This window comes from Pseudomonas sp. DG56-2, from assembly GCF_004803755.1.
Classification (GTDB): domain Bacteria; phylum Pseudomonadota; class Gammaproteobacteria; order Pseudomonadales; family Pseudomonadaceae; genus Aquipseudomonas; species Aquipseudomonas auratipiscis.
The window spans coordinates 1,662,827-1,689,148 of the sequence record NZ_CP032311.1; the positions used below are offsets into that span (position 1 = coordinate 1,662,827).

Consider the following 26,322-nt stretch of genomic DNA (forward strand, 5'->3'; position numbering starts at 1 on the left):
TCTGAATGGAGAGTGATAGGGGTCGCACGCTCCAGTCGGATGCACTAGAGCGGTGCACAAACGGGGAGTCAGTATAGTGATACCCATCGGTCACGGCGACAGGTTGACGCAGCTTTTACTGTTGTTTCGCAGAATATTTTTCGACCGTTAGTCGAATTGACCGGTCCATAATCAGAAATACCCATGACATTGCGTTGAAACTGGCGCTCACGACCACTATTTGGGTATAAATACTGTTTATAGATACAGTTGTCCGCGCCTGCGATGAATACGTCGCGATAACACAGAGGTTTGTCATGTCCGAGTTTCAGCTCGTTACCCGTTTCCAGCCGGCAGGCGACCAGCCTGAAGCCATTCGCTTGATGGTCGAGGGTATCGAGGCAGGCCTTGCGCACCAGACGCTGCTCGGCGTGACCGGTTCGGGCAAGACATTCAGTATTGCCAACGTCATTGCTCGAGTGCAGCGACCCACCCTGGTATTGGCGCCGAACAAGACCCTGGCGGCGCAGTTGTATGGCGAGTTCAAGGCGTTCTTTCCAAACAACGCGGTGGAATACTTCGTTTCCTACTATGACTACTACCAGCCCGAAGCCTATGTGCCTTCCTCGGACACCTTCATCGAGAAAGATGCGTCGATAAACGATCACATCGAACAAATGCGTCTGTCGGCGACAAAGGCGCTGTTGGAGCGTCGTGATGCGATTATCGTCACCACGGTGTCCTGTATCTATGGCTTGGGTAGCCCGGAAACCTACTTGAAGATGGTCTTGCACGTTGATCGTGGTGACAAACTCGATCAGCGCGCCTTGCTGCGCCGCCTGGCCGACCTGCAGTACACCCGCAACGAGATGGACTTTGCCCGCGCGACTTTCCGGGTGCGTGGTGATGTGATCGATATATTCCCGGCTGAATCGGACCTGGAAGCCATCCGCATCGAACTGTTCGATGATGAGGTCGAGAATATTGCCGCGTTCGACCCGCTGACCGGTGAGGTGATCCGCAAGTTGCCGCGCTTCACCTTTTATCCCAAGAGCCACTACGTAACCCCGCGGGAAACTTTGCTCGAAGCAGTCGAGGGCATCAAGGAAGAGCTGCAGCAACGCCTTGAGTATCTGCACAAGGCCAACAAGCTGGTCGAGGCTCAGCGTCTGGAGCAGCGTACGCGCTTCGACTTGGAAATGATCCTCGAGCTTGGTTACTGCAATGGCATCGAAAACTACTCGCGCTACCTCTCTGGTCGTCCGGCCGGAGCGCCACCACCGACGCTCTACGATTATTTGCCTGCCGATGCGCTGCTGGTCATCGACGAGTCCCACGTCAGCGTTCCGCAGGTAGGGGCGATGTACAAGGGGGACCGTTCGCGTAAAGAAACCCTGGTGGAGTACGGCTTCCGCTTGCCTTCGGCGCTGGACAACCGGCCGATGCGTTTCGACGAGTGGGAAAGTGTGAGTCCGCAGACTATTTTCGTTTCCGCCACTCCTGGGCCTTATGAGGCTGAACATGCGGGGCGGGTCGTGGAGCAAGTGGTGCGTCCGACCGGCCTGGTGGACCCCCAGATCGAGGTGCGCCCGGCAACGACTCAGGTCGATGACCTGCTTTCGGAAATCCGTAAGCGCGTGGCGCTGGAAGAGCGTGTGCTGGTGACGACGCTGACCAAGCGCATGGCCGAAGACTTGACGGATTACCTTGCCGATCACGACGTCCGGGTACGCTACCTGCACTCGGACATCGACACTGTCGAGCGCGTCGAGATTATTCGCGATCTGCGCTTGGGGACGTTCGACGTGCTGGTCGGGATCAACCTGTTGCGCGAGGGCCTGGATATGCCGGAGGTGTCGCTGGTAGCCGTGCTGGATGCCGACAAGGAGGGCTTCCTGCGCTCCGAGCGCTCCTTGATCCAGACGATTGGCCGTGCGGCGCGAAACCTCAATGGTCGGGCGATTCTCTACGCCGACAGAATGACCGGCTCCATGGAGCGGGCTATCGGCGAAACCGAGCGCCGTCGTGATAAGCAGATTGCGTTCAACCAAGCCAATGGCATCGTGCCCAAGGGCGTGGTCAAGGATGTCACCGACATCATGGAAGGCGCCAGCGTGCCAGGTTCGCGCAGCAAGAAGCGCAAGGGCATGGCCAAGGCGGCCGAAGAGAGCGCGCGCTACGAAGCCGAACTGCGCACCCCTGGTGAGATTGCCAAGCGCATCAAGGCCCTGGAAGAGAAGATGTATCAGTTGGCGCGCGACCTGGAGTTCGAGGCCGCAGCGCAGATGCGCGACGAGATTGCCGCGCTACGCGAGCGCATGATCACCGCCTGACGGCGCTATCGCGGGGCTCTGGCCCCGCGATACGCTCAATGCGCTTCCCCAGCCTTCAGCCCCTGCGGCAGTTTGCGCGTCATCAGCACTGCGAACATGCTGATCGCAAGCCCGATTCCCACAAAGTGGAAGGCATCGTTGTAGGCCATGATCATGGCTTGCTGGTGGGTGATCTCACTCAGTTTGCCAAGCGCTGCGGTGTCGCTGCCCAGGCGCTCGGACAGCAGTGCCAGGCGCTCCGCTACGTGCGGATTACTTGGTACCAGGGCTTCACGCAAGTAATCGAAGTACACCTTGGTCCGTGCATCCAGCAGTGTCGCCAACAAGGCAATGCCAATCGCGCCGCCGAGGTTGCGCAGGATGTTGAACAGGCTGGAAGCCGAGCCTGCATCCTGGGGCAGGATGTAACTGGTGGCGATCAATGAGATGGTCACCATGATCATCGGTTGGCCAAGGGCACGAATGATCTGGATATGGTTGAACTGCTCGCCAGCAAAGTCAGGGTTGAGTACCCCGGAGCTGAAACTGGCCAGGCCAAACAAGCCAAAACCCACGGTGCAGAGAATTTTCGGCGAGATCACTTTCATCAACTGCGGTACCAGCGGTATCAGGAACAGCTGGGGGATGCCCATCCACATGATCACTTCGCCGATCTGTAGGGCGTTGTAGTTCTGGATTTGCGCCAGGTACAGCGGCAGCAAGTAGATCGAACCATACAAGCCCACCCCCATACCCAGGCTGGCAATACTCGACAGGCCGAAATTGCGGTTGCCGAGGATGCGCAGATTGATCAGCGGGTTGGGCTTGGAAAACTGCACGATTACGAAGGTGATCAGGCTGGTCAGGGCGATGCTGCCGAGACCGACGATCAGGCTCGACTCCAGCCAATCCTTGCGATGACCTTCTTCCAGAAACACCTGCAGGCAGCCCAGGCCGACGCCAAGGGTGACGATGCCGGCATAGTCTGTGCTTTTGAGCAGTTCCCAGTGCGCTTCTTTCTTTTCCAGGCCATACATCAGGCCGCCAATCATCAGCAGCCCTGGCGGGATGTTGATGTAGAAGATGTATTCCCAACCCCAGTTCTCGGTCAGCCAGCCACCCAGGGTCGGGCCGATGGATGGCGCGAACGTGGCGGTCATGGCAAACATGGCCATGCCCTTGGCGCGATGGTGTTCGGGCAGCTTGATCAGGGTCAGGGTGAACGCCAGGGGGATCAGTGCGCCGCCGGTGAAGCCTTGCATGGCACGGAAGATAATCATGCTCTCGAGGTTCCAGGCCATCGAGCACAGCAACGACGACACCAGAAAGCCCAGCGACACCCATACCGCCAGGCGGCGTGCCGACAGTAACTGCACCAGCCAGGCCGTCAGCGGGATCATGATGATCTCCGCTACCAGGTAGGAGGTGGAGATCCACGAGCCTTCTTCCAGGGTGGCTGAGAGGGCGCCCTGAATATCCTTGAGCGAGGAGTTGGTGATCTGGATGTCCAGTACCGCCATGAAGGCGCCGAGCATCACGCTCATCACGGCGATCCAGTCGCGTCGGCTGGGCTCGCCGACGGGACGGATCAGCGAATCACCGGCCATTGTCGGCGCTATCCCGGATATCCACGGTTGCGGTAACCGACATGCCTGGACGAATCCTGCCCTGCAGCGGGTTGTCGGTAGCGAAAGTCAACTTCACTGGAATGCGCTGGACCACTTTGGTGAAGTTGCCGGTGGCATTGTCGGGCGGCAGCAGGCTGAACTGAGCGCCAGAGGCTGCAAACAGACTGTCGACTCGCGCTTCGATCGGGGAATCAGGGTAGCTGTCGAACAGCAGTTCGGCTTTTTGTCCGGGCTGCATGTGACCAATTTGGGTTTCCTTGAAGTTGGCCTGAATCCAGATGGCCTCGTCCGGAACGATCGACAGCAGGTAGGCACCGGCTTGTACCACTTGGCCGTTACGCGCGGCACGCTGGCCGATCATGCCGCTGATCGGCGCGTGAATCTCGCTGCGCTTCAGGTTCAATTGTGCCTGGGCCAGGTCGGCGCGGGCGTTGGCGATTTGTGCATCGAGGCGCTTGATTTCCGCAGTCAGGGCGTTGATCTGCTGGCGCTGGCCTTGCAGGTCGGCCTGGGCCTTGCTCACCTGTGAGCGGGCGACGTTGCTTTCTGCGGACAGCGTGGTTACCCGCTCCTCGGAAACGAAACCGGGCTTGCGCAAGGCCTGGGCACGGTTGAGATCAAGCGCGGCGCGGCCCAGGGTTGCCTGGTTGGCGGCGACTTGAGCCTGGCCTGCAGCAATCAGGCTGGATTGCTGGGTCAGGCGGCTTTCAGCTTGTATACGTTCAGCTTCACGGGTGTCGAGGGCCGCGCGTGCGCGTTCCACCGCCAGGCGGAAATCATCCGGCTCAAGGCGCACCAGCAGATCGCCCTTGGCTACATGCTGGTTGTCCTGCACCAGCACTTCGTCGATGCGAGCGCTGAGCTGGCTGGATACCCGGGTAATCTCGCCCTGAACATAGGCGTTGTCGGTGCTTTCGTAGAAGCGTCCCTTGAAGTACCAGTGGGCAAGAAAGGCGAGGGCGATGAGTAAGATCAGTGTCAGGAAAACCAGCAGACGGCGTTTGAGTTGGGCGGGCATGGGTACTATCGTTCCAAAAATGTAAGCAAATTTAACCGTGTTTGGATCCATTGCCACAAGTGCCGATCACGCCCATTGCTGGAGCCCAGTGCCTGCTCCCTGTTAACATCCTGCCTTTGATTCACCTCTAGTCCGAGACTCCCATGACCACCGTTCGCACGCGTATCGCGCCTTCGCCTACTGGCGATCCCCACGTAGGCACCGCTTATATCGCCCTGTTCAACTACTGCTTTGCCAAGCAGCACGGCGGCGAGTTCATCTTGCGTATTGAAGATACCGACCAGTTGCGTTCGACCCGTGAGTCCGAACAGCAGATCTTCGATGCCCTGCGCTGGCTCGGCATCGAATGGAGCGAAGGTCCGGATGTCGGTGGCCCGCATGGCCCGTACCGCCAGAGCGAGCGCGGTGATATCTACAAGCAGTACGCCCAGCAACTGGTCGACATGGGGCACGCGTTCCCATGCTTCTGTACGGCAGAAGAACTGGACCAGATGCGTGCCGAGCAAATGGCCCGTGGCGAGACTCCACGCTACGACGGCCGTGCCTTGCTGTTGTCGGCTGAAGAAGTACAGCGTCGCCTGGCCGCTGGCGAGCCGCACGTAATCCGCATGAAAGTACCGACCGAAGGTGTCTGCGCGGTGCCGGACATGCTGCGTGGCGATGTCGAGATTCCATGGGACCGCATGGACATGCAGGTGCTGATGAAGACCGACGGCCTGCCGACATACTTCCTGGCCAACGTGGTCGACGACCACCTGATGGGTATCACCCACGTCCTGCGTGGCGAAGAGTGGCTGCCATCGGCACCCAAGTTGATCAAGCTGTATGAGTACTTTGGTTGGGAACAGCCAACCCTGTGCTACATGCCGCTGCTGCGTAACCCTGACAAGAGCAAGCTGTCCAAGCGCAAGAACCCGACTTCGGTGACGTTCTACGAGCGCATGGGTTTTATGCCTGAAGCCATGCTCAACTATCTGGGACGCATGGGCTGGTCGATGCCCGACGAGCGGGAAAAATTCTCCCTGGACGAAATGGTCGAGCATTTCGACCTGTCGCGGGTTTCCCTGGGTGGGCCGATTTTTGACATCGAGAAGCTGTCCTGGCTCAACGGTCAATGGTTGCGTGAGCTGCCAGTCGAAGAGTTTGCCGCACGGGTTCAGAAGTGGGCGTTCAATAGTGACTACATGATGAAAATCGCCCCGCATGTGCAGGGCAGGGTAGAAACCTTCAGCCAGATCGCTCCGCTGGGTGGCTTCTTCTTTGAAGGCGCGCTGAAGCTCGATGCCAAACTGTTCGAGCACAAGAAGCTTTCGACTGATCAGGTTCGTCAGGTTATCCAGTTGATCCTGTGGAAGCTGGAAGGCCTGCGTCAGTGGGAAAAAGACCGTATCACCGGTTGCATTCAGGCAGTGGTCGAAGCCCTTGAGCTGAAGCTGCGCGATGCTATGCCGCTGATGTTCGCCGCGATCAGTGGCCAGGCCAGTTCGGTGTCGGTGCTCGATGCCATGGAAATCCTTGGGCCGGACCTGACGCGCTATCGCCTGCGCCAGGCGCTGGACTTGCTGGGTGGTGTGTCGAAGAAAGAGAACAAGGAATGGGAAAAGCTGTTGGCTACGATCGCCTGACAGTCTGCGCGAATGGGCCTGCAATCCCGTAAAACCGGGGTTGTTCCACGCTTTGGACGGTAAGTGTTTGTTATCTCGGAAATTTTTTTTGAGTTTTGTTGAAAATAAATTTGACAGCTCTGTATTCCGAACTTAATATGCGCCCCGTCCACAGCGATGAACGAAACGAAGCGCGAAGCACCCAGCCAAGCGATTCAGTTCAAAGCGACATAGTGGGGCTATAGCTCAGCTGGGAGAGCGCCTGCATGGCATGCAGGAGGTCAGCGGTTCGATCCCGCTTAGCTCCACCAAATTCCGATTCGTAGTTAGCTACACTGACTGCGAAGTCAACCGGGCTGCAGCAGCCGGGTTGTAAAGGTAAGAAGGTTCGTCCCCTTCGTCTAGTGGCCTAGGACACCGCCCTTTCACGGCGGTAACAGGGGTTCGAGTCCCCTAGGGGACGCCAGTTTTACACAAGCGATATCGAAAGAGTCGCTGGGCCGAGAGGCTAGAAATCTGGGGCTATAGCTCAGCTGGGAGAGCGCCTGCATGGCATGCAGGAGGTCAGCGGTTCGATCCCGCTTAGCTCCACCAATTTTGCCAGGATTCGTGAAAACGGATCTGTACGAAGGTTACAAGTCCCCTTCGTCTAGTGGCCTAGGACACCGCCCTTTCACGGCGGTAACAGGGGTTCGAGTCCCCTAGGGGACGCCATTTTACCCACTTTGTGGGATTTCAAGGCTCATTCGATTATTGAATGAGCCTTTTGTTTTTTCCTCGAAAAAAGTTTCCCCTCCCTCTTTCCTTCAGCTCACCACACGTGTTCGGCGAAATCGCTTGCAGAAAAATATTATGTGAATAATATTATCAACATAATATTTGGAGGCGAGCCATGAACGAAAAAAAGGCGAAAACCCGCGAACGGATTCTTGATGCCGCCTGCAGTGCGCTGATTCAGCAGGGGCCGGCCGAGCCGAGCGTCAATCAGGTGATGGGGGCCGCAGGGCTGACCGTAGGGGGCTTTTACGCTCACTTCGATAGCAAGGATGCACTGATGCTCGAAGCCTTCAGTCAATTGTTGTCGGAGCGCCGTGCCCTGCTTGCCGAGGTAGACCCGGCCATGAGCGGCGAACAGCGCCGGGCTCTGGTGGCAGCGTTCTACCTGTCGCGCAAACACCGGGATGCCACTGAGCGCGCCTGCCCGCTCCCGACCGCGCTGGGCGAAATGGCACGCCTGCCGGACGCTTTTCGCCAAGTGCTGGCCGAACACATTGAGTTGATGATGGCAAATCTTGCTGGCAGCCCCGAGGAAGCCGACAAGGTGCTCGCTGACCTGGCGTTGATGGTCGGAGGCCTGGCCCTGGCCCGTGCCTTGGGCACAGATGAGCTGTCCGACCGTATCTTGCGTGCCGCCAAGTCGGCGGTGGTCTGATCGAGCGACAACAACCGGAGCGAAACGATGAATACCTTGAGCTGGATTCGTAGCGTCAACGGCACCGTTGGACGGCTGGCACCGGAGCACATTGCCGGTAAGATGCGCCGCGCGTTCATGACCCCGCGCAATTTACCGCCACGCGCCTGGGAGCTACCACTGCTGGCGAGTGCCGAGCGTATTACCCTGCGATTCGGCCTGTCGGCACTGCGGTGGGGGCAGGGACCGACAGTGTTGTTGATACACGGTTGGGAAGGGCGCCCAACCCAGTTCGCACATCTGGTCGAGACACTGGTGCAGGCCGGCTACACCGCAGTGGCTCTGGAGGGCCCCGCCCACGGTCATTCACCGGGGCATCAGGCGCATGTAGTGCTGTTCGCTCGGGCGTTGCTTGAGGCGGCGGCAGAGCTGCCACCCTTGAAGGCAGTGATAGGGCACTCCATGGGCGGTTCCAGCGTGATGCTCGCCCTGCAGTGGGGGTTGCGCGCCGACAGGGCGGTCAGTGTTGCCGCTCCGGCTCGATTCCTTGGCGTGCTGCGCAATTTTGCCAACCATTTGGGCATGCCGGCCCGGGCCCGGGCAGCGTTTGTCCGGCAGGTCGAGCGGGATGTAGGCATACCGGTCTCGCGCCTGGATGTCAGTGGTTACCAGTTGGAAATTCCCGCGCTGATCGTGCATGCCGAAGATGACAGCCTGATACCGGCCAGCGAAGCTCGGCTGATTCACCAGGCGTGGTTCGACAGTCGTTTACTCATGCTGCCTGACGGTGGCCATCAGCGGGTGCTCTCCGATCCGCGACTGATCGAGGGCGTAATGGCTTTGTTGGCGGCTGATCGGGTGCTGGAACGGCAATCGGCTTGAGCATCCGTTACACTCTGCCCGTTCATCACAGAGCTGGAGCGGGCATGAGTTGGGATCTGGCAACACCGTTCATAATCGATCTGCGCGTCGCTGCCGACGATATCGATGGCCTCGGCCACGCCAATAATGCGGTCTACGTTACGTGGCTGGAGCGTTGTGCCTGGCGGCATTCACAGCGCCTGGGCCTGGACCTGGCCGAATACCGGCGTCTGGACCGGGCCATGGCGGTTGTACGCCACGAGATCGATTACCTGGCAGCGGCGTATGAAGACGACGAGTTGCAATTGGCCACCTGGATCGTTGACTGGGATCAGCGCTTGAAAATGACCCGGCGCTTCCAGCTGGTACGGCCCAGCGACGGCACCACCTTGCTGCGCGCGCAAACCACCTTCGTCTGTATCGAGTTATCCACAGGGCGGCCCAAGCGTATGCCCGGCGAGTTCATCGATGGCTATGGCCCGGCGCTGATGACCGGAGCGCTGTAGTACGCGGATTTTGTTAGACTGCCGGCCTTTTTCGCCCGAGTAGCAATCCATGCAAATTGCCCTGGCCCCGATGGAGGGGCTGGTCGACAACATTCTTCGCGACGTACTGACCCAAGTGGGCGGTATCGACTGGTGTGTCACCGAGTTCATTCGCGTTTGCGACCGGCTGTTGCCTGCTGCCACCTTCGCCAAGCTCGCCCCCGAGCTGAGCCAGGGCGCGCAGACGGCGGCTGGGGTCCCCTTGCGTGTACAGCTGCTTGGCTCCGATCCCGTCTGTCTGGCGGAAAACGCGGTTCTGGCCTGTGAGCTAGGGGCGCCGGTAATCGACCTCAACTTTGGTTGCCCAGCCAAGACGGTGAACAAATCCCGGGGTGGGGCGGTGCTGCTCAAGGAGCCGGAGCTGCTCCACGCCATCCTGCGCGAAGTGCGCCGTGCGGTTCCTGCGCATATTCCGGTAACCGCCAAGATGCGTCTTGGCTTCGACAGCCCTGACGTTGCCCTGGACTGCGCGCTCGCGCTTGCCGAAGGAGGCGCCGAACAGTTGGTGGTGCACGCGCGCACCAAGGTCGACGGCTACAAGCCACCAGCGCACTGGGAATGGGTCGCCAAGGTTCAGGACGTGGTCAAGGTGCCGGTGTACGCCAATGGCGAGGTCTGGACCCTTGAAGACTGGCGGCGCTGCCGTGAAGTCAGTGGTGTCGAAGACATCATGCTCGGTCGTGGTTTGGTATCCAGGCCGGATCTGGCCCGGCAGATTGCGGCAGAGCGCGACGGCGTGGCGTTCGTGCCGATGGACTGGCAAAGCCTGCTACCGCTGATCCAGGACTTCTGGGGCCAGGCCCGGGCACAAATGACACCGCGCCAGGCGCCTGGGCGCTTGAAGCAATGGGTGGCCATGCTGACCCGTACTTACCCGGAGGCCGTGGCATTGTTCACTGAACTTCGCCGCGAAACCGACTGCGATCGGGTTGGGCAGTTGATAGGTGTGCCGGTCAGTGAGGCGGCCTGAAAAAAATTTTTGTCGGGTTGCTTGAAAAGCAGGCGAGGGTCCTTATCTAAGGAGTACGCGATGCCGAAGTCGGGTCGCGGGACTAAACAACCTCGCTGATTTTCAGGAGATGTACCATGACTACTGCTTTTTCTCTGGCTCCACTGTTCCGTCATTCCGTAGGCTTCGACCGTTTCAACGACCTGTTCGAATCTGCGGCGCGTAACGAGGCGGGTAGCAGCTACCCACCCTACAACGTTGAAAAACATGGCGAAGACCACTATCGAATTGTTGTTGCTGCAGCAGGTTTCCAGGAGCAGGACCTCGACCTGCAAGTGGAAAAAGGCGTCCTGACCGTCACTGGCGGCAAGCGTGACAGCAACACCGAAAGCGTTACCTACTTGCATCAGGGCATTGCCCAGCGGGCGTTCAAGTTGTCCTTCCGCCTGGCCGACCACATAGAGGTCAAGGCTGCCGGACTGTCCAACGGCCTGCTCAGCATCGACCTGCTGCGCATCGTACCGGAAGAGGCCAAGGCCAAGCGCATCCCGATCAACGGCGATAGCCAGCCTGCACTGAACTGAGTGCGGCACTGCAACAAGGGGCACCTTCGGGTGCCCTTTTTTATGGTTCACGAAATCCCGGCTAGAAATCGTGCCGAAAGTGTCCACCATGTCTCCGTACACGTGTCTACCATGTGTCCGGTCTATACACCAAGACAAAAGGAATGCGCCGTAAGGGCGCAAAGGTGACTCCAAACCGCCCACGTCAATGGATCAGCACCTGGCTGTATGGGTCACCGACTACACAGTTGGCCGACCGCGAGTGAGTACCGGAATGTGGCTCGAGTGGCGATGGGCATATCCATTTGATGCAGTGGCGCTATTGGCTGGTTTCGCCCTTACGGCGACCCACTTTTGTCGGGGCAAAAGTGGGCAAAACCCCCTGTCCCTGCATCCGGCCCTACGCTGCGCTCCGGGTTCCCTCATTCCACCCTTGCTCCCGCGGGGACCGCGCCGAAGGGCCGTCCTGGCCCTGCGGCGCTCGCCGGCCATCCATGGCCGTCGCCCCACTACGCAAGGGTTCCATTCGGCCTGCTGAAGGGACGATTTGTGGCGTCTGCACGATTTGTGTAGGGAGAAGCACAGCAGCGGCAACGGCAACAGCGAGGTGCTGGTGTGCAGCTTTTGCTTTTGCTTTTGATCTGGCTCTTCGTACATCGCCAGCCCAGACACCCTGGATCGTCCCTTCAGTAGGCTGAGTGTAGGTATTGCGTAGTCGGGTGCAGGCCATGGATGGCCTGCGAGCACCGTAGGGCCAGGACGGCCCTTCGGTGCGGTCCCGACGGGAGCAATGCCGGAGCGAAGGGACCCGGAGCGCAGCGTAGGGCCGAATGCAGGGACACACGGTTTTGGTTCCTTTTGCCAAGACAAAAGGGACCTGCCGTAAGGGCGGAAGGGGCCAACAGCGCCGCCGCATTGAATGGATAAGCTCACAGCCTCAAATCCCAGCCCAGCCCAAAGATCATGCCCCCGGGATTTCGTGAAGAACCAGACAAAAGCGGGTCGCCGTACGGGCGAGTCAACTGTCTGCAGGCGCCTCTAGCAGCAAGCTGCGAAATTCACTCAGTGGCAGTGGCCGGCTGTGCAAATACCCCTGATACAAAAAGCATCCCTGGCGTTCCAGAAACTCCAACTGCTCCGACTGCTCCACGCCTTCGGCAATCACCGCCAGATCCAAGCTGCGCGCCATGGCCACGATGGCCCGGACGATTTCTGCATCGTTGGGGTCCTGTGGGGCGTCGCGCACGAACGACTGGTCGATCTTCAGTGCGTCTACCGGCAGGCGCTTGAGGTAGGTCAGTGACGAGTACCCAGTACCGAAATCATCCATGGCAAAGCTCACCCCGTAGCGCTTGAGCTCGCGCATCTTGTTGATCGTGTCTTCCAGGTTCTGGATAACGATACCTTCGGTGATCTCCAGCTTGAGCATTTTGTAGGGCAGCCCGAAGTCGTCGAGGCTGCGCAGGACTCGCTCGACAAAGTCATTCTGGCGAAACTGGCGAGGGCTGATGTTCACGCACAGGCTGAAGTCTTCGGCGTCGATCAAGCGGTCACGCAACATGCCCGCGCAAGCATCGCAGGCTTCGTCGAGTATCCAGCTTCCCACCTCGAGAATCAGGCCGCTTTCTTCCAGCACCTGGATGAACTGCGACGGCGGCTGTTGACCCAGTTGCGGGTGATGCCAGCGAAGCAATACTTCGGCGCCGACAATGCGATTGTCACGGGCATCGACCTGAGGCTGGAAATGCAGGGTCAGTTCGCCGCGGGCCAGTGCCAGGCGCAGGTCGCTTTCCATGCGCAAGCGCTCACTGGCAGCCTTTTGCATGGTGGCATGGAACAACTGGGTGGTGTTGCGCCCGGAGTCCTTGGCGCGATACAGGGCAATGTCGGCGCGTTTGAGCAGGTCGGCCGGGGTCGAGCCGTGATCGGGAATCAGCGCCACGCCGATACTGGGGGTCACCTGGAGGCGTTGACCATCCAGGAACATGGGCTCGGCCAGTAATTCCCGCAGGGTATCTGCCAGTTCGCGGACTTTGTCCGTAACCTCGTCGCGACTGCCTTCCAGACCGCTGAGCAGCACCACGAATTCGTCGCCGCCCAGACGTGCCACGGTGTCCTCCAGGCGTACGCTGGCTTCCAGGCGCGCGGTGATGATTTTCAGCACCGTGTCACCCACTGGATGACCAAGGGAGTCGTTGATGTGCTTGAAGTGGTCGAGATCGAGGAACAACAGTGCACCGCGCAAATTGTGACGCTTGAGCAGGGCGATCTGCTGGCTAAGACGGTCCATCAGCAACGCGCGGTTGGGCAAGTTGGTCAGCGGATCATGGTAGGCAAGGTGACGGATCTGCGCCTGGGCATTCTTGAGCTGGCTGACATCGCGGGCGGTCAGTAGCAGGCACTGCGTTTCGTTGAGGGTAATCGGTTCGATCGAAACCTCGACGGTGAGGATGTCTCCACCCTTGTGACGCCCGAGCATTTCCCGGTGGTGTACCCGACCTTTTTCCTGGAACTCGGCAATCAACACGGCACGCTGCTTTTCGTCTGCCCAGATGCCAATGTCGTACACGGAGCGTCCGATCACTTCTTGGGTGCTGTAGCCGGTCAGCCGGCAGAATCCGTCGTTGACTTCGAGATAACGACCGCTTTCGAGCTCGGTAATGGTGATGGCGTCGGGGCTGGAGTGAAATGCCTTGGCGAACTTTTCCTCGCTGGCCTTGAGTGCAGCCTCGGCCCGTTGCTGCTGGGTAATGTCACGCAGCGTGGTGACGCTGCAGGGCTGTTCGTCGACCGTGATCAAGCGACTGGAAATCACGCAGGTCAGCGGCTGCCCGTCTTTATGGTTGATCACCACCGCGACATTGTTCAGGGCCTCGTCACGAATGACCTGTTCGATACGCCGTGCGCGCTCGGCCGATTCCGCCCACAAGCCGATTTCCTCGGCGGTATGGTTGATCACATCGGCGGCATTCCAGCCAAAGGTCTGGGTAAACGCAGGGTTGATTTCGATGAACTGGCCGCTGTCTTGGCGTGTCACGCAGATGGGGTCGGGGCTGGCCTGGAACAGGCTGGCGAACTTTTCCTCCGAGCTGGTCAGGCGTTGTTCGCGCTCTACCTGGTCGGTGATGTCGAGCAGGGTGCCGGCCATGCGCAACGGATTGCCCTGCGGGTCGCGGTACAAGCGCGCACGGCTTTCGATATAGCGCGAGGTGCCGTTTTCCAGCTGGATCCGGTAGGTGATTTGGTAGTTGCCGGCCGGTCCTTCGCGAAGGCTGCGATAGGCCTTGCGCATGGTATTGCGCTCTTGCTCCGGCACACCTTCGAAGAATGCGTCGAAGGACTCATGGAACGGCTCAGGGTCCAGACCGTGCAGCTCGGCAGCACGTGCCGAGCCATAGAGCATGCCGCTGGGAATGTGCCAGTCCCAGGTGCCCATCTGGGCTGAATCCAGGGCCAGGTCCAGGCGCTCCTGGCTGTCTTTGAGGGCCTGCTCGCCACGTTTGCGTTCACTGGTGTCGACGAAGGTGCTGAGCAGGTACACCGTGCCTTGAAGCTCGATGCTCTGAGTGCTGAGGATGCCGTCATGGATCTTGCCGTTGCTGGCGCAGAACTGTACTTCCAGGGTTGCCGGGCCATGGCTGTTGCGTGTCGCTTCAAGCACGCTTTGGCGTTGCTGAGGGTTGGCCCACAGGCCGATTTCGATGGTGGTCCGGTTGATAACTTGAGCGCCTGACCAGCCGAGCGTTTGCTCGAAATGCTGGTTGACCTCATAAATCAGGCCGTCGGATCGGCGGGTCAGTAGCACCACGTTCGGACTTAGGTGAAACAGAGTGGCAAAGCGCTTTTCCGAATTGATCAGCGCGGTTTCGCGCTCACGCTGGCGGGTTATCTCGCGGATCACGCCAATCATCTGTGGGCGTCCGTGCTTGTCCTTGGCCAGACTGCCATTGATCTCCAGCCAGTGCATGCTGCCGTCTGGCCAGCGAATGCGGTGGCGCAGGGCTTGCTCGACCGGCTCGCCATTGATAACCGCATTGAAGGCTTGCAGCGTGCGGGCACGGTCCTCCACTGGCAACAGATCGAGATAGTCCAGGTCATTGGGCAAGGGTTGCTGAGGGTCGAAGCCAAACAATGCCTGGGTGCCGCGCGACCAACTGATCTGGCCTGTCTCGACATCCCAGAACCAGGCGCCCAGGCGCGCGCCATTCAACGCCGCCAGTAGTTGCGGTGCATTTTCCCAGGTCTGCTCCAACGCCTGGGGGTCTGCCGCATGGATGCGTGGCAGACGCGGAAAGCGGTTTGCTGATTTGGGCATCGAGACCAGACCTTTGGCGGTGGCACGTCCTTGAGTGTCATTCTGAGCGGTTGTTACCCGGATTCAGCGTTGCCTGCATGGCCGTCGAGCAGGGCCATAAAGGCTTTCGCCGCATTCGATAGCGTTCGCTCAGTGTGCAGAATGTAGCCTAGTTGGCGCGTTAGCTGTATGCCCGGTAAAGCGATAGGCGCGACTTGCTCGTCGAGCATAGTACGCGGCAGCACACTCCACGCCAGGCCAATGGAAACCATCATTTTTATGGTCTCCAGGTAGTTGGTGCTCATGGCGATGTTGGGCGTGAGCCCCTGGGCTTCGAACAGGCGCTGGACAATATGGTGGGTAAAGGTGTTGCCGCCGGGAAATACCGCCGGAAGGTGGGCAATGTCTGCCAGCTTGACCGCATTGTTTCGGGCCAGTGGATGTTCGGGAGCGGCGACGAAATCCAGCGGGTCGTCCCACACCGGCACCGCGCGAACCAGGTGGTGGGGCTCTGGGGCCAGCGTGATCACCGCGATTTCGGCGCGACCATGGAGAATCTCTTCGTATGCCACTTCCGAGTCGAGAAACTGGATATCCAAAGCCACTGCCGGATATTGCCGCGTAAAGGCCCGCAACAAGGGGGGCAGGCGGTGCAGGCCGATATGGTGACTGGTGGCCAGGGTCAGCCGCCCGCTGACCTCACCGGTGAGGTTGGTCAAGGCCCGGCGTGTGTCGTCCAGTACATTGAGGATCTGGTAGGCGCGCGGGAGCAGGGCGCGCCCGGCTTCGGTCAGGTTGACCTCGCGACCCAAGCGATCGAACAAGCGCACATCCAGTTGTTGCTCAAGCCCGGCAATGCGTTTGCTGATTGCCGGCTGCGTCAGGTGCAGGCGTTCGCCCGCGCCGGAGAAGCTGCCGGTTTCAGCAATGGCAATGAAGGCATTGAGGTTAGCCAGGTCCAAAACTCGGATTCCTTTTGGTTATCCAAACTATAAAAATTATGAATTTGAGTTATTCAATCTAACCTCATAGCATCGTCCGTACAAGCCAAGTGGTTATTGGCATAGAAAGACGCTGATGAGGAAACGTCTGATGGCCGGCAAAACGCTCTACGACAAGCTCTGGGATTCGCATTTGGTCAAACAGCGCGACGATGGTTCGGCGCTGATCTACATCGACCGTCACATCATTCACGAAGTGACGTCGCCGCAGGCCTTCGAAGGCCTGCGGTTGGCCCAACGCAAACCTTGGCGCATCGATGCCAACATCGCCACGCCTGATCACAACGTGCCGACCACCCCTGAGCGCAAGGGTGGTATCGACGCTATCGTCGACCAAGTCTCGCGCCTTCAGGTACAGACCCTCGACGAAAACTGCGACGAGTATGGCATCACCGAATTCAAGATGAATGATGTGCGTCAGGGCATCGTTCACGTCATTGGCCCGGAGCAGGGCGCAACCTTGCCAGGCATGACCGTGGTCTGCGGCGACTCGCATACTTCCACTCACGGTGCCTTTGGCGCGCTGGCCCATGGCATCGGCACCTCGGAAGTCGAGCATGTGCTCGCTACCCAGTGCCTGGTTGCGAAAAAGATGAAGAACATGCTGGTGCGGGTTGAAGGCCAGCTGCCATTTGGCGTGACTGCCAAAGACATCGTGCTGGCGGTGATTGGCAAGATCGGCACCGCCGGTGGCAACGGTCACGCGATGGAATTTGCCGGTAGCGCGATTCGCGACCTGTCCGTCGAAGGCCGCATGACCATTTGCAACATGTCCATCGAGGCCGGTGCCCGTGTTGGTCTGGTTGCGACCGACGAAAAAACTGTCGCCTACGTCAAAGGTCGTCCCTATGCGCCAAAAGGCGAGCAATGGGATCAGGCTGTCGCCGCCTGGAAAGACCTGGTTTCCGATGCCGATGCCGTGTTCGATACGGTGATTGAGTTGGACGCTGCGCAGATCAAGCCGCAAGTCAGCTGGGGTACTTCGCCGGAAATGGTCCTGGCGGTCGATCAGCGCGTTCCCGATCCGGCTGCCGAGGCCGATCTGGTCAAGCGTGGCTCGATCGAGCGCGCCTTGAAGTACATGGGGTTGAGTGCCAATCAGGCGATCACCGACATCCAGTTGGATCGCGTCTTCATTGGTTCATGCACCAACTCGCGGATCGAAGATCTGCGCGCTGCTGCCGAAATAGCCAAAGGCCGCAAGGTTGCCTCGACGGTCAAGCAAGCCATCGTCGTACCTGGCTCGGGCCTGGTCAAAGCCCAGGCCGAGAAAGAAGGCCTGGACAAGATTTTCCTCGAAGCCGGTTTCGAATGGCGTGAGCCGGGTTGCTCCATGTGCCTGGCAATGAACCCGGACCGCCTGGAGAGCGGCGAGCATTGTGCTTCCACCTCCAACCGTAACTTCGAAGGCCGTCAGGGCGCGGGTGGACGTACCCATCTGGTGAGCCCTGCGATGGCTGCCGCCGCCGCGGTAACCGGTCGTTTTGTAGACGTACGCGAGTTGATTCAAGGGAGCGCAGCATGAAAGCTTTTACCCAGCACACTGGCCTTGTCGCGCCTTTGGACCGTGCCAACGTTGACACCGACCAGATTATTCCCAAGCAGTTCTTGAAATCGATCAAGCGCACCGGCTTCGGCCCGAACCTGTTCGATGAATGGCGTTACCTGGATGTGGGGCAGCCCTATCAGGACAACAGCAAGCGTCCACAAAACCCGGACTTCGTTCTCAACCATGAACGCTACCAGGGTGCCAGCGTATTGCTTGCCCGTGAGAACTTCGGTTGTGGTTCGAGCCGCGAGCACGCGCCGTGGGCCCTTGAAGAGTACGGTTTCCGCAGCATCATTGCGCCGAGCTATGCCGACATTTTCTTCAACAACAGCTTCAAGAACGGTCTGTTGCCAATCATTCTCAGCGATGAGGAAGTGGATGAGTTGTTCAAACAGGTGGAAGCCGATCCTGGCTATCAACTGACCATCGACTTGCAGGCACAAACCGTCACCCGTCCTGACGGCAAGGTACTGAGCTTTGAAGTCGATGCGTTTCGCAAGCACTGCCTGTTGAACGGTTTGGATGACATCGGTTTGACCTTGCAGGATGCCGATGCCATTGCCGCTTTCGAAGCCAAGCACCGCGCCAGTCAGCCGTGGTTGTTTCGTGACGTTTGATTGATCCACTGCCGGCCAAGCCCACCCCCACAAGGATTGCTGTGGGGGTTCAAGGAGATGCACATGACCAGCACCACCCATACCGATGTTGTCCAGCGCCAGTTCGGCGAGCAGGCCAATGCCTACCTGAGCAGTGCGGTGCACGCTCAGGGCAGCGAGTTTGCCTTGTTGCAGGCGGAGCTCGCCGGGCAAGGTCGCGCGCGCTTGCTGGATTTGGGGTGTGGGGCCGGGCATGTGAGTTTTCACGTAGCCCCGCTGGTGCGTGAAGTGGTGGCCTACGACCTGTCACAGCAAATGCTCGATGTGGTCGCGGCGACCGCTGTCGAGCGGCGCTTGGAAAATATCGTCACCGAGTGCGGTGTTGCCGAACGCCTGCCGTTTGCCGATGCCAGCTTCGATTACGTCTTCAGCCGCTATTCGGCGCACCACTGGAGCGACCTGGGGTTGGCCCTGCGCGAAGTGCGCCGGGTACTCAAGCCAGGTGGCGTGGCGGCCTTCATCGATGTGATTTCGCCAGGCAGCCCGTTGCTCGACACGTATCTGCAAAGCGTCGAGGTCCTGCGTGATACCAGCCATGTGCGCGATTATTCGGCGGCGCAGTGGCTGCAGCAAATCAGTGAGGCCGGGTTGTCTGCGCGCAGCCACACGCGCCAGCGTTTGCGTCTTGAGTACAGCTCGTGGGTCGAGCGCATGCGCACCCCACAAGTGATGCGTGACGCAATACGCCATTTGCAGCAGGCGATGGGCGAAGAAGTACGGCAGTATTACCAGATTGAAGCCGACGGCTCGTTCAGCACCGATGTGCTGGTGCTGTGGGCAGAGCGCTGATTTATTTCCGACAGGCCAGTACGGCGTGTCGCTTGATTCGAACAAGAGGAACCCATGAGCAAGCAGATTCTGATTCTCCCTGGTGATGGTATCGGTCCGGAAATCATGGCCGAGGCGGTCAAGGTACTGGAGCTGGCCAACGATAAGTTCCAGCTTGGTTTCAGCCTGTCCCATGACGTGATCGGTGGCGCTGCCATCGACAAGCACGGCGTGCCGCTGGCCGATGAGACCCTGGAGCGTGCGCGCCAGGCCGACGCGGTATTGCTCGGTGCCGTGGGTGGGCCGAAATGGGACAAGATCGAGCGTGATATTCGCCCTGAGCGCGGCCTGTTGAAGATCCGTTCGCAGTTGGGGCTGTTCGCCAACCTGCGCCCCGCCATACTGTATCCACAGCTGGCCGACGCTTCTTCGCTCAAGCCAGAGATCGTTGCCGGCCTGGACATCCTCATCGTTCGCGAGCTGACTGGCGGTATCTACTTCGGCGCACCACGTGGCACCCGCGAGCTGGAAGGCGGTGAGCGTCAGTCCTACGACACCCTGCCTTACAGCGAAAGTGAAATCCGCCGTATTGCCCGTGTCGGTTTCGACATGGCCCGCGTGCGCGGCAAGAAACTCTGCTCGGTGGACAAGGCCAACGTCCTGGCCTCCAGCCAGTTGTGGCGCGAAATCGTCGAAGAAGTGGCCAAGGATTACGCGGATGTGGAACTCAGCCACATGTACGTCGATAACGCCGCCATGCAATTGGTACGCGCACCCAAGCAGTTCGACGTAATGGTTACCGATAACATGTTTGGTGACATCCTGTCGGATGAAGCTTCCATGCTCACCGGCTCCATTGGCATGCTGCCTTCAGCGTCCCTGGATGCCAACAACAAAGGCATGTACGAGCCGTGCCACGGCTCTGCGCCAGATATCGCCGGACAAGGCATCGCCAACCCTCTGGCAACCATTTTGTCGGTGTCGATGATGTTGCGTTACAGCTTCAATCAACAGGCGGCAGCCCAGGCAATTGAAACGGCTGTCAGTCAGGTGCTGGATAAGGGGCTGCGCACGGGCGACATCTGGTCGGCCGGTTGCAGCAAGGTAGGTACGCAGGAAATGGGCGACGCAGTAGTCGCAGCGCTGCGGAATCTGTAATCTCTCGGGCCCGCTGCTGTTTTTCCTTGTGAAGCAGCGGCCCACTTTTTAGCAAAGGTGTAGTTGCGATGAAACGTGTAGGTCTGATCGGTTGGCGCGGTATGGTCGGTTCCGTGCTCATGCAGCGGATGCTGGAAGAGCAGGATTTCGATCTCATCGAGCCGGTGTTCTTCACCACTTCCAACGTAGGTGGACAGGGTCCGGCTGTGGGCAAGGACATTGCTCCGCTCAAGGACGCATACAGCATTGAAGAGCTCAAGACCCTCGATGTAATCCTGACCTGTCAGGGTGGCGACTACACCAGCGAAGTATTCCCCAAGCTGCGCGAAGCCGGCTGGCAGGGCTACTGGATCGATGCCGCCTCCAGCCTGCGCATGCAGGATGACGCGGTCATTGTTCTGGATCCGGTCAACCGCAAGGTGATCGATCAGCAACTCGACGCTGGCACCAAGAACTACATTGGTGGCAACTGCACCGTCAGCTTGATGCTGATGGGCTTGGGCGGCCTGTTCGAGGCAGGCCTGGTCGAGTGGATGAGTGCCATGACCTACCAGGCAGCGTCCGGTGCTGGTGCACAGAACATGCGCGAGCTGATCCGTCAGATGGGCGCCACTCACGCGGCCGTGGCGGATGATCTGGCCAATCCGGCCAGCGCAATCCTCGACATCGACCGCAAGGTCGCCGAAGCCATGCGCAGCGAAGCCTACCCGACGGAAAACTTCGGTGTTCCGCTGGCGGGCAGCCTGATCCCCTGGATCGACAAGGAACTGCCTAACGGTCAAAGCCGTGAAGAGTGGAAAGCTCAGGCCGAGACCAACAAGATTCTCGGTCGCTTCAAGAGCCCGATCCCGGTTGACGGCATCTGCGTGCGCATCGGTGCAATGCGTTGCCACAGCCAGGCGCTGACCATCAAGCTGAACAAAGATGTGCCGATCGCCGATATCGAAGGCATGATCAGCCAGCACAACCCATGGGTCAAACTGGTGCCTAACCAGCGTGAGATCAGCATGCAGGAACTCAGCCCGACCAATGTCACCGGTACGTTGAACATTCCGGTGGGACGTCTGCGCAAGCTGAACATGGGTTCGCAGTACCTGGGTGCCTTTACTGTCGGCGACCAGTTGCTGTGGGGCGCGGCCGAGCCGCTGCGTCGCATGCTGCGGATTCTGCTGGAGCGTTGATCTGACGCCGGCGGTAGCGAAGGCCCGTGCTGGTGACAGCGCGGGCTTTTTTGTTGCTATCAATAGAACCGGCAGGAGCGGGCTTGCTGTGCGATTGTGGTGTAAAGTGCCGCTCCCGCCGTTCCAGCAGAGGATTTTCCCATGAGCCAGCCTATTGATATTGCCGTTATCGGTGCCACCGGTACTGTGGGTGAAACCCTTGTGCAAATTCTTGAAGAGCAGGATTTTCCAGTGGGTACCCTGCACTTGCTGGCCAGCAATGAATCGGCCGGCAGCGGTGTGATGTTTCGCAGCAAAAGCCTGCGAGTCCGTGAAGTCGACAGTTTTGACTTCACCAAGGTCAAGCTGGTGTTTTTCGCTGCCGGCCCCGCCGTTACCCGCAGCTTTGCCCCGCGAGCCCAGGCCGCCGGTTGTGCCGTGATTGATCTGTCAGGTGGCTTGTCGGCCGAGGCGGCGCCGGCGCTGGTTCCGGAGGCCAATGGCGCTCGGCTCGAAAAGCTCACTCAACCAGTGCAGGTGAGCAGCCCAAGCGCTGCAGCAGTGGCCTTGTCGGTAGCCCTGGCGCCGTTGAAGGGCTTGCTCGATATCGAGCGCATCAACGTAACAGCATGCCTGGCCGTGTCGGCCCAAGGCCGTGAAGCGGTAAACGAGTTGGCCCGCCAGACCGCAGAGCTGCTTAACGCGCGTCCGCTGGAACCGCGTTTCTTCGATCGACAAATGGCCTTCAACCTGTTGGCGCAGGTCGGCGCAAACGATACCGATGGGCATGGCGCGCTCGAGCGCCGACTGGTCGCTGAGTTGCGCGAAGTGCTGGGCTTGCCGGCGCTGAAGATTTCCGTCAGTTGCATTCAAGTCCCGGTGTTTTTCGGCGATAGCTACAGTGTCTCGGTACAAAGCCGCAAAGTGGTTGATCTGGCCGCGGTCAACGCCGCGCTTGAGGCGGCTGACAGCATAGAACTGGTCGAGGAGGGTGACTATCCCACTCCGGTAGGTGACGCGGTTGGGCAGGACGTGGTCTATGTTGGACGAGTACGCGGTGGAATCGACGAGGTCGAGCAGCTCAACCTCTGGTTGACCACCGACAATGTGCGCAAGGGCGCGGCCTTGAACGCCGTGCAATTGGCGCAATTGTTGATAAAACATGTTGTGTAAAAGATACTTGCAGCTAATTTTTACCGAGAAATTGCTCGGTTGCCGGGGACGGTTCATTCAAAGGAAGAGGTCATGCTTCGAATTCGCAAACTGGTCTTAGCAATAGCCGCGGCGTCGGCGCTGTCGTCCGGTATGGCGCATGCCCTCGGTTTGGGTGAGCTGACCCTCAAGTCGGCGCAGAATCAGCCGCTGGATGCCGAAATCGAACTGCTCGATGTTCGCGACCTCACCGCCGCCGAGATGGCCCCGAGCCTGGCGCCGCCTGAAGAGTTTGCCAAGGCCGGGATTGAACGTCCGACCTACCTCAATGACCTGATTTTCACCCCGGTGATCAACCCCAACGGCAAGAGTGTCTTGCGGGTGACTTCAAGTCAGGCGTTGCCGGCGCCGATGGTCAAATTCCTGGTCCAGGTGATGTGGCCCAGTGGCCGCCTGTTGCGCGATTACAGTGTCCTGGTCAACCAGGCTGCCCTGCCGGGTGCCAAGCCTGAATCGGCGATCAGTCCGGCGGTAAGCGCGCCAGGCAACTACACCACGGTACGTCGTGACACATTGTGGGAGATTGCATCGAAAGCCCGTCAGGGCGGCTCGGTACAGCAGACAATGCTGGCAATCCAGGCGTTGAACCCCGATGCCTTTATCAACGGCAATATCAACTTACTCAAAACCGGTCAGGTCTTGCGCTTGCCCGATCAGCAACAGGTCATGAGTATTCCTCAAGGCCAGGCGGTAGCCGAAGTTGCAGAGCAGTACGCCGCTTGGCGGGAAGGGCGACGACTGGGGCCGCGTGCCCGACAGCTCGACGCCACTCGCCGCACCGCTGCCGAGGCGGCGCCGGCGCGAATTGCCAATCAGGACAATCTGCGTCTGGTAGCGCCGGGTAGCAAAGCGGCAGCCAGTGACGGTAAGGCGGTCAGCGATAAGCTTGCGCTGGCGCAAGAGAGTCTCGACACCTCGCGGCGTGACAATACTGAACTGAAAAGCCGTATGAGCGATCTGCAGAGCCAGCTGGACAAGCTGGAGCGTTTGATTGCCTTGAAAAATGATCAATTGGCCAGGCTCGAAGCCCAGGGTGCAGCTGGCCAGGAACCGGCCACCGGCACCCCGGCGCAGCCTGCCATAGCGGCCCAGTTGCAATCAGCATCGGGTGAGCCGGTCGTTGCTCCAGCGCCTGCTGCGGTCGATACCGCACCGCTGGACGCTTCCACCCCTGCCACCGAAGAGGCTGCTCCGAGCAGCACCCTCGACGACGTGCTTGGCAACCCGACCATGCTCGCGTTGATCGGCGCCTCTGCGTTGTTGGTACTGCTGCTGTTGCTGTTGCTGCTGGCGCGTAAGCGCAAGGCTGACCAGGAGGCGGAAAAACACTTGCGCATGGCGCGTGCACTGGCTGAAGAGAGTGAGCGCAACCCGGACCTCGACTTGCCGCCGAGCAGCTTCGAGGGCCTGGAAGTGCCAGCGCCTAGCGTTACCCTGGCGCCAGCGGTGGTGGCAGCCTCTGCCGCAGCTGCCAGCGCGGCTGAAGCTTCTGGCGTGGCATCCAGCGCGGCCGCAGCAAAACCCGTCGAAGCACCTGTTCAACCGCAACCTATGGCTGCGCCGCTGGTGGCGCCCGCTGCTGAAGCTGCCCCCGCACCCGTCCCAAGCGGCGACGCCTTGCTCGACGAGGTGGAATTGAGTATCGCCCGGGGCCGCTTGAACCACGCCGCCGACCTTCTGGAACCTGCCGTCGCAGCAGCGCCGGGGCGCAGCGATTTGCGCCTGAAGTTGATGGAGGTGTATGCACGTCAGGGTGATCGTGATGCCTTCGTTGGTCATGAGCGTCAACTGATTGCCAACGGCCAGAACCACGCGGATGTCGAAGCGCTGAAAAGCCGCTTCCCAGCTATGGTTGCGCTGGCGGCAGCGGGTGGTATCGGCGCGGCCGCGCTGGCGGCGCAAATGGACGCCCAATATGTCCAGGCGTTGCTGCAAGATGAGCCGCAGGCGCAGCCAGAGCCGGTCATCGAGCCCGAGCCTGAAGCGATTGTCGACCAGGAGCTGGACAGCGCTTTTGACCTGAGCCTGGAAGACGACCTGCACGGTCTGGAGCTGACCGAGCCCCTGCAACTTGGCGAGTCGGCAGGCGAAATCGAAGTGGACGTTGCACCCGAGCCTGTAATCGAACCGGTAGTCATTGAGCCGGCATTTGACGAGCCGCTGGTTGAGCCTGCTCCGGTGACGCTCGACGATTTGGCTGATTTCGATCTCGACGTCGCTGCCGATCCGATTGCCGCGCTGCCGCAAAGCGAGCCCGTTGATATTGCTGCCGAGTTGGCTGCCTTCGACGAAACCATGCCGGAGTTCGATTCGCTGAGCGAACTGGACCTGCCGGAAGATTTCGATCTTTCGCTGTCTCTGGATGACGACTCGGCCGCGGCCAAGAGCTTTGCTTCCGAGCTGGATGACGTCAACGCCGAGCTCGACAAGTTGTCCCAGAGCTTGGAGCAACCGTCGATCGAGCCGCATTTTACGGCTGAAGACGCCATGAGTGACGATCTGGGCGACGATCTCGAGTTCGACTACCTCGGTGGGGCCGATGAGGCAGCCACCAAGCTCGACCTGGCGCGCGCATACATCGACATGGGCGACCATGATGGCGCCCGTGACATTCTTGATGAAGTACGCAAGGAGGGCAATGATGCCCAGAAGGGGGAAGCGGAGGAGATGCTGTCGCGTCTGGTCTGAGTCTTGCCCTTGCACGTCCAACGGCAGCCCTCGAGGCTGCCGTTGTCGTTATAATTCCCGCCATCTGCTTAATCGACAGGCTGTATCTTCTTGGAAATCATTGATAACACGGTTGCTGAATCGGCGGCCGAAGGCTTCTCCCGTATTGCCCTGGGTGTTGAATACAAAGGCTCGCGCTACCGTGGTTGGCAGCGTCAGGCCGATGGTGTGCCGAGTGTCCAGCAGACCCTGGAAGAAGCCCTGTCCAAAGTTGCCGATTCGCCCGTTACCCTGCTGTGTGCCGGGCGTACCGACGCCGGGGTCCACGCCTGCGGGCAGGTCGTGCATTTCGACACACAGGTCGTGCGCAGCATGAAAGCCTGGACAATGGGCGCCAATATCAACTTGCCTCATGACATCAGCGTGGCGTGGGCAAAAGAGATGCCGGCCAATTTTCATGCTCGCTTCAAGGCCATAGCCCGGCGCTATCGCTATGTGATTTACAACGACCAGATTCGCCCGGCGCACATGGGTCAGGAAGTGACCTGGAACCACCGTCCGCTGGATGTCGAGCGCATGGCCCTGGCTGCCGACTATCTGGTAGGTACCCATGACTTCAGTGCCTTTCGCGCCGGTCAATGCCAGGCCAAGTCGCCGATCAAGAACATCCACCACCTGCGGGTTAGCCGTCACGGCAAGATGATTGTCCTGGATATTCGCGCCAGCGCCTTCCTTCACCATATGGTGCGTAACATCGCTGGCGTGTTGATGACGATCGGTGCTGGTGAGCGTCCGGTGGAGTGGGCCAAAGAAGTCCTGGAAAGCCGTGAGCGGCGCACCGGGGGAGTTACTGCTCATCCGTTCGGCTTGTACCTGGTGCAAGTGGAGTACCACGATGAGTTTCAGTTGCCCGAGCGTTACATTGGCCCACACTTTCTCACCGGTTACGAAACGCTGGCGGCTGACGACCCACTAGCCATTTGCTAA

At 59.6% G+C, this 26,322-nt stretch carries 19 protein-coding genes and 4 tRNA genes; 19 read left to right on the forward strand and 4 right to left on the reverse strand.

Annotation, left to right across the window (positions count from 1 at the left end; genetic code table 11):
* Positions 1 to 296 precede the first annotated feature (296 nt).
* Positions 297 to 2,312 carry an excinuclease ABC subunit UvrB gene (gene uvrB / locus D3Z90_RS07805; RefSeq protein WP_136475194.1) on the forward strand — a complete coding sequence of 672 codons (2,016 nt, stop codon included), beginning with the start codon at positions 297 to 299 and terminating at the stop codon, positions 2,310 to 2,312.
* Between the two features lie 35 nt (positions 2,313 to 2,347).
* On the opposite strand, the gene D3Z90_RS07810 is transcribed toward uvrB, so the two are convergent.
* Together D3Z90_RS07810 and D3Z90_RS07815 are read right to left on the reverse strand one after the other, a co-directional pair.
* A complete protein-coding gene (locus D3Z90_RS07810) occupies positions 2,348 to 3,838 on the reverse strand; it encodes an MDR family MFS transporter (protein WP_178084206.1) in 1,491 nt (496 codons plus the stop codon).
* A 49-nt stretch (positions 3,839 to 3,887) separates the two neighbouring features.
* Positions 3,888 to 4,937: an HlyD family secretion protein gene (locus D3Z90_RS07815; RefSeq protein WP_136475196.1), complete on the reverse strand. Its 1,050-nt coding sequence runs from the start codon at positions 4,935 to 4,937 to the stop codon at positions 3,888 to 3,890.
* A 143-nt stretch (positions 4,938 to 5,080) separates the two neighbouring features.
* Here D3Z90_RS07815 and gltX point away from each other — a divergent pair, with 143 nt between their 5' ends.
* The 10 genes from gltX to D3Z90_RS07865 all read left to right on the forward strand — a co-directional run bounded on the left by gltX (position 5,081) and on the right by D3Z90_RS07865 (position 10,891).
* Complete coding sequence (gene gltX, locus D3Z90_RS07820; RefSeq protein ID WP_136475197.1) at positions 5,081 to 6,562, forward strand: glutamate--tRNA ligase; 1,482 nt, start codon at positions 5,081 to 5,083, stop codon at positions 6,560 to 6,562.
* 214 nt (positions 6,563 to 6,776) lie between these two features.
* Positions 6,777 to 6,852 (forward strand) — tRNA-Ala (locus D3Z90_RS07825).
* Positions 6,853 to 6,931: 79 nt separating this feature from the next.
* Positions 6,932 to 7,007, forward strand: a tRNA-Glu gene (locus tag D3Z90_RS07830).
* 52 nt (positions 7,008 to 7,059) lie between these two features.
* Positions 7,060 to 7,135: transfer RNA gene (locus D3Z90_RS07835), tRNA-Ala, on the forward strand.
* Between the two features lie 44 nt (positions 7,136 to 7,179).
* Positions 7,180 to 7,255: transfer RNA gene (locus D3Z90_RS07840), tRNA-Glu, on the forward strand.
* Positions 7,256 to 7,433: 178 nt separating this feature from the next.
* Positions 7,434 to 7,973: a TetR/AcrR family transcriptional regulator gene (locus D3Z90_RS07845; protein WP_136475198.1), complete on the forward strand. Its 540-nt coding sequence runs from the start codon at positions 7,434 to 7,436 to the stop codon at positions 7,971 to 7,973.
* Positions 7,974 to 8,000: 27 nt separating this feature from the next.
* Positions 8,001 to 8,834: an alpha/beta fold hydrolase gene (locus D3Z90_RS07850; RefSeq protein ID WP_136475199.1), complete on the forward strand. Its 834-nt coding sequence runs from the start codon at positions 8,001 to 8,003 to the stop codon at positions 8,832 to 8,834.
* A 44-nt stretch (positions 8,835 to 8,878) separates the two neighbouring features.
* Positions 8,879 to 9,319 carry a thioesterase family protein gene (locus D3Z90_RS07855; RefSeq protein WP_136475200.1) on the forward strand — a complete coding sequence of 147 codons (441 nt, stop codon included), beginning with the start codon at positions 8,879 to 8,881 and terminating at the stop codon, positions 9,317 to 9,319.
* Between the two features lie 49 nt (positions 9,320 to 9,368).
* On the forward strand, positions 9,369 to 10,328 hold the full coding sequence (locus D3Z90_RS07860) for a tRNA-dihydrouridine synthase (RefSeq protein WP_136475201.1): 960 nt from the start codon (positions 9,369 to 9,371) through the stop codon (positions 10,326 to 10,328).
* A 116-nt stretch (positions 10,329 to 10,444) separates the two neighbouring features.
* On the forward strand, positions 10,445 to 10,891 hold the full coding sequence (locus D3Z90_RS07865; protein WP_136475202.1) for an Hsp20 family protein: 447 nt from the start codon (positions 10,445 to 10,447) through the stop codon (positions 10,889 to 10,891).
* Between the two features lie 997 nt (positions 10,892 to 11,888).
* Here the strand turns inward: D3Z90_RS07865 and D3Z90_RS07870 are convergent.
* Both D3Z90_RS07870 and D3Z90_RS07875 read right to left on the reverse strand, forming a co-directional pair.
* Complete coding sequence (locus D3Z90_RS07870; protein WP_136475203.1) at positions 11,889 to 15,185, reverse strand: PAS domain S-box protein; 3,297 nt, start codon at positions 15,183 to 15,185, stop codon at positions 11,889 to 11,891.
* Between the two features lie 53 nt (positions 15,186 to 15,238).
* Positions 15,239 to 16,126, reverse strand: coding sequence for a LysR family transcriptional regulator (locus D3Z90_RS07875; RefSeq protein ID WP_136475204.1), 888 nt, complete (start codon positions 16,124 to 16,126; stop codon positions 15,239 to 15,241).
* 130 nt (positions 16,127 to 16,256) lie between these two features.
* Here D3Z90_RS07875 and leuC point away from each other — a divergent pair, with 130 nt between their 5' ends.
* The 8 genes from leuC to truA all read left to right on the forward strand — a co-directional run bounded on the left by leuC (position 16,257) and on the right by truA (position 26,322).
* On the forward strand, positions 16,257 to 17,690 hold the full coding sequence (gene leuC / locus D3Z90_RS07880) for a 3-isopropylmalate dehydratase large subunit (protein ID WP_136475205.1): 1,434 nt from the start codon (positions 16,257 to 16,259) through the stop codon (positions 17,688 to 17,690).
* Positions 17,687 to 18,331, forward strand: coding sequence for a 3-isopropylmalate dehydratase small subunit (gene leuD / locus D3Z90_RS07885; RefSeq protein ID WP_136475206.1), 645 nt, complete (start codon positions 17,687 to 17,689; stop codon positions 18,329 to 18,331). The genes leuC and leuD overlap by 4 nt, the downstream gene beginning before the upstream one ends.
* A gap of 63 nt (positions 18,332 to 18,394) precedes the next feature.
* On the forward strand, positions 18,395 to 19,159 hold the full coding sequence (locus tag D3Z90_RS07890; protein WP_136475207.1) for a class I SAM-dependent methyltransferase: 765 nt from the start codon (positions 18,395 to 18,397) through the stop codon (positions 19,157 to 19,159).
* A 54-nt stretch (positions 19,160 to 19,213) separates the two neighbouring features.
* Positions 19,214 to 20,296 carry a 3-isopropylmalate dehydrogenase gene (gene leuB / locus D3Z90_RS07895; RefSeq protein ID WP_136475208.1) on the forward strand — a complete coding sequence of 361 codons (1,083 nt, stop codon included), beginning with the start codon at positions 19,214 to 19,216 and terminating at the stop codon, positions 20,294 to 20,296.
* 68 nt (positions 20,297 to 20,364) lie between these two features.
* Positions 20,365 to 21,477, forward strand: a complete 1,113-nt coding sequence (gene asd / locus D3Z90_RS07900) for an aspartate-semialdehyde dehydrogenase (RefSeq protein WP_128326044.1) — start codon at positions 20,365 to 20,367, stop codon at positions 21,475 to 21,477.
* A gap of 141 nt (positions 21,478 to 21,618) precedes the next feature.
* Positions 21,619 to 22,629: an aspartate-semialdehyde dehydrogenase gene (locus tag D3Z90_RS07905; protein WP_136475209.1), complete on the forward strand. Its 1,011-nt coding sequence runs from the start codon at positions 21,619 to 21,621 to the stop codon at positions 22,627 to 22,629.
* Positions 22,630 to 22,701: 72 nt separating this feature from the next.
* Positions 22,702 to 25,356, forward strand: a complete 2,655-nt coding sequence (locus D3Z90_RS07910; protein ID WP_136475210.1) for a FimV/HubP family polar landmark protein — start codon at positions 22,702 to 22,704, stop codon at positions 25,354 to 25,356.
* Between the two features lie 90 nt (positions 25,357 to 25,446).
* Positions 25,447 to 26,322, forward strand: a complete 876-nt coding sequence (truA, locus tag D3Z90_RS07915) for a tRNA pseudouridine(38-40) synthase TruA (protein WP_136475211.1) — start codon at positions 25,447 to 25,449, stop codon at positions 26,320 to 26,322.